10 protein-coding genes are annotated in these 12707 nt (G+C 41.5%); 5 read left to right on the top strand and 5 right to left on the bottom strand.

The features are described 5' to 3' along the window. Positions 1–2: 2 nt before the first annotated feature. The gene (locus GQ367_RS01515; protein WP_215290888.1) at positions 3–1289 is read right to left on the bottom strand and encodes an efflux RND transporter periplasmic adaptor subunit; all 1287 of its coding nucleotides are present in this window, start codon (positions 1287–1289) and stop codon (positions 3–5) included. Between the two features lie 164 nt (positions 1290–1453). Between GQ367_RS01515 and GQ367_RS01510 the strand changes: the two genes are divergently transcribed. Further along, complete coding sequence (locus GQ367_RS01510) at positions 1454–2935, top strand: TolC family protein (protein ID WP_215290886.1); 1482 nt, start codon at positions 1454–1456, stop codon at positions 2933–2935. Positions 2936–3164: 229 nt separating this feature from the next. Here GQ367_RS01510 and GQ367_RS01505 read toward each other — a convergent pair whose 3' ends face one another. Together GQ367_RS01505 and waaC are read right to left on the bottom strand one after the other, a co-directional pair. Beyond that, positions 3165–5639 carry a Tex family protein gene (locus tag GQ367_RS01505; protein WP_215290884.1) on the bottom strand — a complete coding sequence of 825 codons (2475 nt, stop codon included), beginning with the start codon at positions 5637–5639 and terminating at the stop codon, positions 3165–3167. Between the two features lie 37 nt (positions 5640–5676). Further along, positions 5677–6792: a lipopolysaccharide heptosyltransferase I gene (gene waaC, locus GQ367_RS01500; protein ID WP_215290882.1), complete on the bottom strand. Its 1116-nt coding sequence runs from the start codon at positions 6790–6792 to the stop codon at positions 5677–5679. Positions 6793–6868: 76 nt separating this feature from the next. On the opposite strand from waaC, the gene GQ367_RS01495 reads away from it, so the two are divergent. Together GQ367_RS01495 and GQ367_RS01490 are read left to right on the top strand one after the other, a co-directional pair. Beyond that, the gene (locus tag GQ367_RS01495; RefSeq protein WP_215290880.1) at positions 6869–7213 is read left to right on the top strand and encodes a zinc ribbon domain-containing protein YjdM; all 345 of its coding nucleotides are present in this window, start codon (positions 6869–6871) and stop codon (positions 7211–7213) included. Positions 7214–7216: 3 nt separating this feature from the next. Continuing rightward, positions 7217–8149 (top strand): DUF6492 family protein, encoded by a 933-nt coding sequence (locus GQ367_RS01490; protein WP_215290878.1) that lies wholly within the window; start codon positions 7217–7219, stop codon positions 8147–8149. 100 nt (positions 8150–8249) lie between these two features. Here the strand turns inward: GQ367_RS01490 and GQ367_RS01485 are convergent, their stop codons facing one another. Together GQ367_RS01485 and galE are read right to left on the bottom strand one after the other, a co-directional pair. Then, entirely contained in the window at positions 8250–9548 is a 1299-nt protein-coding gene (locus GQ367_RS01485; protein ID WP_215290876.1) for a hypothetical protein, read from the bottom strand. Positions 9549–9575: 27 nt separating this feature from the next. After that, positions 9576–10589 carry a UDP-glucose 4-epimerase GalE gene (gene galE, locus GQ367_RS01480; protein WP_215291841.1) on the bottom strand — a complete coding sequence of 338 codons (1014 nt, stop codon included), beginning with the start codon at positions 10587–10589 and terminating at the stop codon, positions 9576–9578. A 196-nt stretch (positions 10590–10785) separates the two neighbouring features. On the opposite strand from galE, the gene GQ367_RS01475 reads away from it, so the two are divergent. Together GQ367_RS01475 and GQ367_RS01470 are read left to right on the top strand one after the other, a co-directional pair. Beyond that, positions 10786–11457, top strand: a complete 672-nt coding sequence (locus GQ367_RS01475) for a glycosyltransferase family 25 protein (RefSeq protein WP_251370180.1) — start codon at positions 10786–10788, stop codon at positions 11455–11457. Continuing rightward, positions 11454–12662 (top strand): O-antigen ligase, encoded by a 1209-nt coding sequence (locus tag GQ367_RS01470; protein WP_215290872.1) that lies wholly within the window; start codon positions 11454–11456, stop codon positions 12660–12662. Before GQ367_RS01475 ends, GQ367_RS01470 begins: the two co-directional genes overlap by 4 nt. Positions 12663–12707: the final 45 nt, after the last annotated feature.

Genomic DNA, 12707 nt, shown 5'->3' with positions numbered 1-12707 from the left:
CTTTAGAAGAGTCGTGGACCCGAGGGGCGACTTGCGCCTGCTTTGCCTGGGCCAGAAACGCCGATGATGACCAAATCACCCACCTGCAGGGTGGCTGCCGCATCTTCGCCTGGCAATACTTCACTGGCATTACCGTCACTCAAACCCACACGAATGGTTTTTTGAACAGGCTTATCTTTTAAGCCTGATTTTTCCAACACCCAAACTTTACGCGTGGTCACTTTGACATCCCTGATGGCAGATGGCTTACCAGTCATTGGTGCAGATGCTGGTGTAGATCCTGTCGCACCTGAACCTCTAGATAGATTGGCTGATTCATTCTTTGCCGAACCACTGGTATTAGGCATCTTGAATCTCAAAGCAGCATTCGAGATACGCAAAACTTTTTCTTTTTGCTCTGTGATGATCGAAGTATTGGCAGTCATTCCTGGCAACAACTTCAGATCAGTATTTTGAGCACTGAGTAAAACGGTATAAGTAATCACGTTTTGTACATTGATGGGTGCCTTGCGCACTTGTTTGACCTGACTTTGAAACACCTTGCCGGGGAACGCATCGACTGTGAATGTCGCCGCCATACCTTCCACAATGCGACCCACATCTGATTCATCAATGGCTGTTTCAACTTGCATGTCAGCCAAGTTTTGCGCAATGATGAATAACTCTGGGGCCTGCAAACTGGCTGCTACGGTTTGACCTCGCTCAACACTGCGCTTGACCACCACACCATTGACGGGTGAACGAATCACTGTGTCATCCAAAGCTTTCTTGGCCATCGTCAAAGAAGCTTTGGCACTTTTATAAGCGCTGAGAGTTTGATCAAATGCTGCAGGAGAAATGAATTTTTTCTCAATCAGTTTGATGTTGTTATCGTGATTGCGTTTAGCCAAAATGTAATTAGCTTCAGCTTGCTCAAATCGAGCCTGCCATTCACGTGGATCAATCCGTGCAATGACTTGGTCTTTTTTCACCACATCATTAAAGTCCACATAAATTTCTTGGACCATGCCAGATACTTGCGTACCCACTTGCACTGACTTCACAGGATTCAGTGTGCCACTGGCACTGATCGTTACAGCCAAAGGTCCCTCTTCAATTCGAGCAGTTTTATATTCTGGATCACTCCAACCAAAGACTGAACTCAATATCTTCCAAAGTATCCAAAACACCAAAACGGCTAGAGTGAAATAAACCCCTCGACGAAACCACGCATGGGCTTGCAAAAAGGTCTTGAATTGTTCTAGCCTTGCTTTCAATTGACTGCCAAGGCGGCTCAGTAGAGTCTTCATAATTGCAAGTATAGGGTTTTATAAGAAAATCCATGTGACAAAGGTCAAATTTGGTATCGGGGTGGGGTTTTTCAACTGCAAACAGCTCATTTTTGATGCAAAATGACAGCATGAAATCAAATACTCTTTGCCTTCCTCAGCACTTTGCACAAAAAAAGCTGGTAATGCTGATTGCATTAGCTTTCGCAGGATCAGTGGCCAGTCTTTCAGTCTTTGCTCAAGGCTCAGTATCTACTGTGCCACCCAGCACGGTAAGCACAAGTAATCCAGCCACCCAAGTCAAACAAAACAATCTCAACACTGAAGTATTGGATTTGCTCAGCTTGTATCGTGAAGCGGCTTTCAATGATCCAACTTTCAATGCTGCCAAATACAGTTACATGGCCGGCAAAGAAAAACGTTGGCAAGGTTTATCTGTTTTAGCTCCTCAGGTGGTTGCAACTGGTAGCGAAACAAAAAGTGATGTCTTCAATGCCAGACTTGGAACTCGTAGCAATGATTTGATGTCCAGAGCTTGGACTGTCAAACTAACCCAACCTCTTTTTAGTTGGGACAAATGGGCACAGTTCAGACAAGGTGACTTAAACGCTAATATTTCAGAGGCTCAATTTGCCGCTGCAGAACAAGATTTGGTGATACGAGTCACCGAAGCTTATTTCAATGTTTTAAATGCCGAAGACTCTTTAAATCTGTCCAGAAATAAAAAAGCGTTGATTGCAGAACAACTAGAACAAGCGAAACGTAATTTTGAGGTGGGCACATCGACCATCACTGACACACATGAAGCACAATCTCGTTATGACTTAGTGGTTGCCCAAGAATTAGCTGCTGAAGCTGATTTAACAATCAAACGTGGTGCTTTAGAGCAAATCACTGGCAAACAAATCACCCAACTCAGATCATTGAGCAATACGGCCAAAATTGATGCGGTGGCCAAGGACAGAAAAGTCAAACTTAAAAAAGGTGAAAAGCCTACTCCTGTGAATGTTCAACAAGTGGTGGCAGTTCAACCTGGACAGACGATTCAGGATTGGGTCAAACAAGCTGAAGATGTGAGCTACAGCATTATTGCTAGCAAATTAACGTATGAAGTGGCCACGAAAGAAACGCAGCGCGCTTATGCAGGTCATGCACCCTATGTTGATTTTATTAGTCAGCGTGGCTATAGCGATAGTGAAAACACTCTCTCCTCTGATGGCACGATGCTCAACACTCGGTCCTATTCAACTCAAGCCATCATTCAATTGACAGTACCGCTCTTCTCAGGTGGTTACAACCAATCTGTGGTTCGAGAAAAATCTGCCTTGGCAAATAAAGCATTAGCCGACTTAGAAAACACCCGTCGATCTGTGGCGCAAACCACACGCCAAGCGTATTTAGGATTCAACAATGGTTTGGCTCAAGTAAAAGCTTATGAAGCTGCTGAGATCTCAGCTCTGAGCGCCTTGGAATCTAATAAGCTTGGCTACGAAGTGGGTGTGCGCATCAACATCGATGTACTGAATGCTCAAGACACTTTGTTCACGACTCGCAGAGACTTGGCGAAGGCCCGTTATGACACCATCTTGAATGGTCTCAAGCTCAAAGCTCAAGCAGCAGTACTTAGCGATGAAGACCTACAGGCTGTGAATGCTTTATTGAAGTAAGAAGTAAGCATTAAAAAGATTACCCAACGGTAACAAAATAAAAAAATCACTTCTTCTGATTCATTAGTTACCGATTGCTAACTAATGAATCAATTATTGCATCATAGTACAAAAACATCCTTCAATTAATTGCATTAAAGTGCAATTAATTGAAGTCTTGATAGCTAAATAAGCGCCTGTTCTAGTAAATAAAATTCTAAGAATAGCTTCTTAAGTTGGCCTAATGAACTTAGTTTTTTGCCTTCAACTTAGAAAAAGCTTCAGCAAAAGCAGTATTCCCTACTGGTGCAGATGAACCCTGCTGTCTTTGACTCGAGGGCTTTACCGAACCCTTCGCTCCATTATTACTAACTCTCTCGCCGGGCTGTGAACGAGCCGCAGCATTCGACGGTGCAGAATCATTCAACTTCATCGTTAAGCCAATGCGACGGCGCTTCACATCGACTTCAAGCACCTTTACTTTGACCACTTGACCGGCTTTAACCACCTCATGAGGATCTTTAACAAACTTATCTGCCAACGCAGAGACGTGCACCAAACCATCTTGATGAATACCAATGTCTATGAAAGCACCAAAGGCTGCCACGTTGGTCACAACGCCTTCCAAAATCATGCCCGGGATCAATTGATTGATATCTTCCACGCCGTCTTCGAAGGTCGCCGTTTTAAATTCTGGTCGTGGATCACGGCCAGGCTTTTCTAACTCAGCCAAAATATCTTTGATGGTCACAACACCAAATTTGTCATCCACCAGCTTTTGAATCACATCATTAGCAGCCACTTTCTTGAGCAATTCTTTATTACCAATCACTTCAGTCACCGGTTGACCCAATTGCTTCAACATTTTCTCAACCAGCGGATAAGACTCGGGATGAACAGAAGATTGATCCAGTGGATTATCACCACCGCTGATGCGCAAAAATCCTGCGGCTTGCTCAAAGGCTTTATCACCTAAACGCGGCACTTCCTTCAAAGCCTCACGATTATTAAAGCGACCTTTGCTATCTCTAAAAGCAACAATGTTTCTGGCTAAGCCAGCATTCAGACCAGATACTTTGGACAGTAATGGCACTGATGCTGTATTCAGATCAACACCCACAGCATTCACGCAATCCTCTACAACAGCATCCAAAGTTCTAGACAGCTGAAATTGGTTCACATCATGCTGATACTGACCCACACCAATCGCCTTGGGCTCAATTTTCACCAATTCTGCCAATGGATCTTGCAAACGACGCGCAATCGACACAGCACCACGAAGCGATACATCCAGCTCCGGAAACTCAAGGGCTGCTAATTCAGAGGCAGAGTACACAGAAGCGCCAGCCTCTGACACAACAATCTTCTGCAAAGTATCTTGATCACCTTTTTTGACTGATAAAAGTTTCATCAAGTCTTTCACCAAGCGATCAGTCTCACGACTAGCAGTGCCATTACCAATGGCCACCAAAGACACCTGATGTTTGACGCACAAAGCTCCCAAGACTGCCAAAGAACCATCCCAGTCTTTACGCGGTTCATGTGGGTAGATAGTTGAAGTTTCTAGTAACTTACCAGTGGCATCAACGACAGCCACTTTACAACCCGTTCTAATTCCAGGGTCAACCCCCATCACCACTTTCGGGCCAGCAGGAGCAGCCAATAAAAGTTCGTGGAGGTTGCGTGCAAAAACTTTGATGGCCTCTGTCTCAGCAGCTTCGCGCAATTGTGTGAATAGCGCCATTTCTAAAGATAAAGATGTTTTTACACGCCATGTCCAACGGCATACCTCTGCTAACCACTTATCTGCTGAACGACCCAATGACTCAATGCCGACATGCTTGGCAATCATCACTTCACAAGGATGAGGCACCAGTGCCTCCTGAGAATCTTCTAAGGACAATTTGAGTTGTAATACTCCTAACTGACGTCCTCTAAAAAGTGCTAAGGCACGGTGTGAAGGTACCAAACGAACCGGTTCAGAATAAGCGTAGTAATCACGGAACTTTTCCTCTTCTGCCATCTCTTTGCCATCAGCAACTTTAGACGTCATCAAACCTTGTGACCACAAGAAGTCACGAAGCGTGGCTAGCAAAGGCGCCATCTCAGAAAACTCTTCGGCCAAGATATCTCTGGCACCATCTAAAGCTGTCTTTACATCGGGCACCAATGGTTGACCACCATGAACACTCTCATCGCCAGCTTGAGACTTCTTAATATCTTCAGCACTGAGAGCTGCATAAGCAGCTGGATCAATATTGATATATTTAATAGCTTCAACTTGAGGATCCAAAGTAGGATCAGCCATCAAAGCTCGAGCCAAAGGCTCTAATCCTGCTTCACGCGCAATCATCGCTTTGGTACGACGTTTTGGCTTATAAGGCAAATAAAGATCTTCTAAAGTCTGCTTGGTATCGGCAGCGCCAATAGATGTCATCAAAGCATCGGTTAACTTACCTTGTTCATGAATTGATTTCAGAATCGCCACACGACGCTCTTCGAGCTCACGCAAATACAGTAAACGTTCTTCAATATTGCGCAATTGTGTGTCATCCAAACCACCTGTGACCTCTTTACGATAGCGCGCAATAAACGGCACCGTAGCACCCTCATCCATCAAACCAACAGCCACCCCAATTTGCTGAGGTCGCACTTTCATTTCTTTGGCGATTTGGTTATTAATGCGCAAAGCAATCTGCTCTGCCGAAGGCAAATTTAAATCCATGGGCTTACTCAAATGATTGGGATTAATTAAAAGTGATTTAAGAGAAGTGAGACTGGATGATATTGATAACTTCCTGGGTCGTCGGTGGCTCACCCTTATCACCCAAGTTATGAATATTTGAAGACCAATAGCCTTCAGTCTTCCAACGAGGAGAATCACAATACAACTCAATCGTTGGCATACCTAAAATGGCAGATAAATGAGTCAAGCCTGTATCAACACCAATGGTCATCTTGGCACCTGCCACCAAACCAAAGGCATCAGCAATTGAAAACGCATTCGGCACAATTGCTTTAGAACCAACCAAGCCTGCCAATGTGTATTGACCTGCCATCTCCTTCGCCAATTGCTGACTGACTTCTTTTTCTTTGTCATTGCCCCACGGCAAGATCACTTGTATACCGCGCCCGATCAGCTCTTTACCCACAGCCACCCAGGCATCATCTGACCAACGCTTAGATTTACCAGCCGTTGCATGAAAACACATCACGTAAGGCTTAGAAACATCAAACCCCAAATCCACTCTAGTGGATGCAAAACCTAGCTTAGCAGCATCGACTAAAGACTGAACATAGGCTGGCGGATAAAACTGAGGAGGTGAAGCGATCCGATCAGGCACAGATACATCAAGTGCAGCGGCAGTCACCCAACGCGAGCGATCAACCGCATGACAATGAAACGGCACTTGTACTGGATCAGTATAAAAACGACGAGCCCAAGGCTCATAACCAGAAAATTCGGTTTGATTGGCCAAACCAAAGACTGAAGCAGTCTTGTTTGGATTGGCTAAATGGGTTACCCAAGCAGACTTGAGTAAACCCTGGGTTTCAATGATCAGATCATATGGGGTAGCAGCAATATCCGCCTTGAACGCGATGTACTCTTGAATGCTGCGAATGAATTCACCGCGCTTTAACGCCTTTTTCCAACGACGAAATGACAAAGGAATGATGCGGTCAATGCCAGCAAAAGTAGACGAGGCAAGTGAAGTAGTAGCAATAGTTGTTTTAAGGGGTTCTAACAAGCCCACATAGCCCTCTTCAACCACCCAATCAATTTGGGCATCTGGATATCTGGCGCGCAGATCCCAAACCATGGGCAAATTGTGCAAAACATCACCCAAAGAGGACAATTTAACGATCAAAATCTTCATGGGCTCTATTTTCGCTTAAATACCAAACCACATAGGTTTTTTCAAATGACCAAGCTTAAAAGACTAAAATCACCTTATGCCTAATAACTCAATCCCAGCATGCCCTGTTTGCGGCATGGAAAACACTTATCCTGATGGTGAAAACTTAATTTGCCCTGATTGCTCGCACGAGTGGTCAGCAAACAACCCATCAGTTGAGGTAGAAGAAAAAAGAACACATAAAGATGCTCATGGCAATATCTTGAATGATGGAGATACAGTCAGCCTCATCAAGGATCTAAAAGTCAAAGGCTCATCTTTGGTCATCAAAGGTGGCACCAAAATCAAAAACATCCGCTTGGTCGACGGCGACCATGACATTGATTGCAAAGTCGATGGTCAGAGCATGTTACTTAAGTCCGAGTATATGAAGAGGGTTTAAATAATGACTGCAAAGATAGTGCTTTATAGCTGTACTTTCTCAAAAGATTTAAATCGAACTTTGAGAATGATTGAAAGCATAAAAAAACATAATAAAGATCAAATCCCCCTGTATATATCAGTACCTGAAGATGAGGTAGATTTATTCAAAAAAAATATCCCAGCTAGCTTTGTAACAGTTTTCAGCGAACTAGATATTTTGAAAAAGAATCCAAAAATTGATTTAGATAAAATCTACTCAATTAGGGGTGGACTACGACAGCAAGTTATTAAATCTGAATTCTGGCGACTTGGCATATCTGATAATTATTTAGTAATTGATGCAGATTGCATATTTCTCCGGGACTTTTACATCGCTGATTTTATTGTGCACGATGAGATTCCGTACTCAATTATTCATGAAGGTAAGGACGTATTAATTTCTACAGATAGATTTGGCCCAAAGAAGAATAGACAGAATTTCTTAAACGACAGAAATCCAATTCAAGCTGCACTTGGGCGTTCAGGTATCACCTATGACTATGGCTACGCTCCATTTTTATGGAATAAAAAAGTTTGGGCATCTTTTGATATGCATTATCTATCCCCTAATAACATGAGTTTTTTAGATGCAGTACTTAAAGTTGGATCTGAATTTACATGGTACGGAGAATCCCTAATGAAATATCAAGCCATACCAATCTTTCCAAGAGAACAGCTATTTAAGCACTATCACTATGAGCATCAAATGTGGCTAGATTTGGCTGCAGGATACACAGAAAAATATATTTCAAAAAATTCATTAGGCGTGGTCTATCAATCTAACTGGCAAACATGGGAAGACTTTGGAAAAAGTAAAAAAAATATACTTTCCAGAACTTTACGAAGATGTAAACGTCAACTTAAAAAGTTGAAATTTAAGTTAAATTTAATCATCAATACTTTATTCAAAATCTAATCTTGAAAATTATTTAAAAGAATTTCCTCACCCACTCGATAGAAAATGTATAGAGCATAAGCATGACTATTCTTTGTCTGAGTGCTGGCATCATAAGTAATTAAAGCAATCCGACTCGATCAATTATCTTTTCTACGCAATCAGTAACATTAAATGGCGGATAAGTGGGTTGATACTTTTTGTTAATGCGCCAATCTTCATAAGCGTTTAATACTGCCAACTCTATTGAATCAAGATCAATTGTTTTAGCTACATACCCATTTCTATCCAAAATAATTTGATCCAGTTCTTTATTAAGGTGTGTCACTGCTAATACTGGACGGTTGGCATAAAAATACTCATAGACCTTTGAGGGTATATATTCAGAACACCAATCAGTATCGCCATGCATTAAAAGGAGAACATCGGATTCATGCATTTTTCTTAAAATTTGATCACGTCCAGACATTCCAGAATTAGGATTAAACTCTAATCGCCCATGTACTTTAACCAGAGAAGCTAAAAGATTATTCTTTAAATATTCTTTAGAGAGCTCATCCAAATCAGAGCCATATACATCAACAGAAAATTCGCTTAGCCGCTCAGGATACTTTTTTAGAAAATTATGTAAAGCGCTTAAAAAAGGTTTTAATGATCTGGTACTCGATAAAGATCCAAAATGAGAAAAGCTCATACACAATCGCTTTTCGTATTGATGAAAGATATCCAATGGCGGCTTCACTCCAGGCAAAATACAAAAACCAGTTTTTATGAATTTAGGATGTCTTGTGCAGGCGGCTTGGTAAGCTCCTTTTGTGAACCACCAGACTACATCAGCTTTATCAGCTATTTTTGACTCAAGCCATTTTTGTGTCGCTAAATCGCGATGGCTACCGATACTTTTTTTATGCTGATCTGATGCAAATACCAATGGATCATGAATTTCAACAATCCAAGTGACATTAGTTAGAGTTTTTATTAACCATCCTGCCAAATGTGCAGACCATGCACCACCCGTCGAATAAACAATATCAACACGCCCAAAAATAACTTTGAAAATGCCCACGAAAGTAGCTGGCATAAACCATGACCACTGGCTAGAAAGTCCAATGAGAGACTTTTCGAGTAAAACAAATGGGGCAAGCAAGGCTCCCGCTAATCCGGTTGATACTCGATAAAAAAGCCCTTTTCCAAATCGCAAACTAATGAAGTGCCTAAAGTCAAAGCGCAGCGCAGAAGGTCCCCATGGAAAAAGCTGTATGTGGTTAAGGGTTAAATCTTTAGCTCCAGTCTTAGCACTCAGAACTTCAATATTGATTCCTGAATGCAACAAATCAGGAATCTTATCAGTGATGGTTTGACTGGCAGCCCTTCCATCCATATTGAAAGCGTGAGAAATAATCAACCAATTTTTTTTCATGAGCTCAGTATCATCAGGCGAGTTAAATCAATAACCTGAAGGGTTATTGGATTGCCAGCGCCAGACATCTTGGCACATTTGGTCAACACCCATATGAGCCGACCAGCCCATTAGTTTTTTAGCCAAATCTGTATTGGCGTAAGAAACAGCAATATCGCCAACTCGCCTTGAAACTATTTCATAAGGTATTTTTTTCTTACTTGCAATCTCAAAGGCATGCACCAGTTGCAAGACACTCGTACCCACCCCCGTTCCAAGATTAACCGTCAATGATTTCTTTTGCTGAGTCAAATAGTCAATTGCTGCCATGTGACCTTTTGCCAAATCAACAACGTGAATGTAGTCACGGACACCTGTTCCATCTACTGTTGGCCAATCACCGCCATAGATAGATAGAAGCTCTCTTCTACCAACGGCCACTTGAGCTATGTAAGGCATCAAATTATTGGGTGCACCTAATGGATTTTCTCCAATTAAACCGCTGGCATGAGCTCCAACAGGATTGAAGTAACGTAAATAGGCAACTCTAGTGGAAAGAGAGGCAACCTCAAAATTCCGTAAAATCTGCTCACTCATCATCTTGGTCCAACCATAGGGATTGACAGGCCCTAAAGCCATATTTTCAAAATATGGCGGATTATTTTCAGTGTGGTAAACAGTTGCAGATGAACTAAAAACAAAATTTTCACAAGAGAACTCATTGCATGTCCGCAAAAGCTGTAGCAAGCCATTAATATTATTATCGTAATACTCAAGGGGTTTTTCAACCGATTCGCCAACGGCTTTTAGTGCTGCGAAATGAACAACGCAATCAATATTGTGAGATTGAAAAATTTTTCTAAGCACATCAATATTCCGAATATCACCCCTGATAAAGTTTGGCTTGATATTGGTGATTGACTCAACTCGAGCTAATAACTTTTCACTGGAATTACAAAGATTATCAATTCCAATAACCTCATGTCCAGCATTGAGTAGCTCAACCCATGTATGAGATCCAATGTAACCTGTAGCACCCGTTAGCAAAATCATGGCAAATATCTCAAAATTAATGACAAATCAGGATTTAGGACCTTTAAGTCGCCTTACCTGAAAAACTGCTTAAATCAAGCATTTTCATCACTTATAATACTTGGAATATCAAACAAAAACCTAAAACGTGTCAATTTCACTACCGCCCATCTATGTTTTATCTGTCAAGACATTCACTGACAGAATCAACCATGTCCGACAAGAGATGGCAAAGCATCAACTTGCGTTTGAGTTTATTTTTGATTACGACATATACGCAATTAACGACGCCGTTGATCAGCAATATTTTTCGCAACCTTCAACGTTATCACCAGCCGCCAAATCAATCACGCTCAAACATATTTGTGCATGGAAAAAAGCCCTGCACAACAAGCATCAACAAATTTTAGTTTTTGAGGATGATGTCGTTCTTGATGACAACTTTTCAACAAAGCTACAAAATGTATTACGGGCTGCAAATAACATCAGCCCTGGCTATCTAATTTTTTTAGGTGGTGCCGATACCAAAGTGCCCAAAGAATTCTTTAAATACAAAGATGATCTGTATGAATTAAGCATGCCGACTGCTGAAGCCTACATCACCGACCTAACGGCCATAAAATTAAGGATGGAGTGGTTAGAAAAGCACCGCATTTCATTACCGGCCGACCATGCAACCGTTAAAATTGATCAAGATTGCTCAATTACACAGTACTGGCCCAAAAAATCATTGGTGACCCAAGGCAGTGTCTTTGGCTTATTCCCCACCACCTTAGATAAAAACCGTAGCCGCAAAAGTCCATCAGTTAACAGATTACTGTTTGAGTGGAAAAAATTTAAGCGCAGAACTTGTCCTCAAACGTATTACGACATAATCAATTTTTTTAAGAAAATATGAACACTTTAGCCATTCATTCATTGGAAGATATACAAGTAAAAATCACTCAATGGATTGCGGCTGGCCTAACGATTGCTTTGTTTTTCTCTGCCCCAGTTGTCAACATCCTTGAAGGCCTACTCATACTGAGTGTGATCAGCTCTAAGACATTAAGAAATCGACTCATTAAGGCGCTCAATTCACCCATATGTATCACAGCCCTACTTTTTTATGCAATTATTATTATTGCTGCAATCTACAGCATTGCTCCATCCAATGAAGCTTGGGGCATGGTCAATGGCTGGAGAAAAATTCTCATATTGCCATTTGCTTATGTAGCTCTTTTTAAAACAGCATCCAAAGATTTAATAATTCAAACTTTTCTTATAACGTCTATTGCTTGCTTAGCATGGTCGTTTTTAAGCTATAACTTCCCAGGTACATTTTTTTACACAACCTCCGCTGGAATCATTGTCAAAAATCATGCGACGCAAGGCATGTTTTTTGGAATAGCCATGCTCATTTGCCTCACCAAGGCATCTAAGTCACCAATCTTTGACATTCAATCGATTGCCTTGTATTTTACTAGTTTGATATTTTTTATCAATATTTTAACGGTCACTCACGGAAGGAGTGGCTATGTCATCACATTCATTTGCTTGATTTCTTTTTTGATTTATCAAACCAGGAATTTATCAGTCAAGAAAAGAACTCTAGTTTTGATAGCTAGTATTGTGATGTCCAGTGGCCTCTTTGTTACTGCTGAAAAATCTAGAAATAGAATCTTAGAAGGTATTCAAGAGATGACTCAACCCAGAAGTTCTGGAGACGCCGGATCTATTGGGGTCAGAACTTATTGGTGGAAACACAGCATTGAAATGATTCAAAAGAATCCGGTTTTGGGCATTGGTACGGGAGCTTTTGCCGTTGGATTAGATAATGAAATCAAAGATCTGACTGGCCCAGCAGCAACAAAAACCAATGATCCACATAATCAATTTTTAAAAATATTGGTTGAACAAGGTGTGATTGGATTTTTAGCACTTTTGGCAATCATCTTTTCAGCCTTTATCACCAAAAATGTCAGCCAACCTTATCGCATGATTGGCTTAACAGTGCTGATTGGATGGTGCGCCACCAGTCTTGCAAACTCACACTTCTCAACCTTTCACGAAGGTCACTTTATTTGGTTTTGGCTAGGGGCCATGTTGGCATCCGAAAAATGAAAATACTTTTCAACACTGGAGTCTTTGGAAAGCACGGTATTGAGC

The sequence above is a fragment of the Polynucleobacter sp. MWH-CaK5 genome, from assembly GCF_018687615.1.
Lineage (GTDB): Bacteria > Pseudomonadota > Gammaproteobacteria > Burkholderiales > Burkholderiaceae > Polynucleobacter.
Note: the sequence above shows the minus strand (reverse complement) of the source record. Positions and strands in the feature narration are given on the sequence as shown.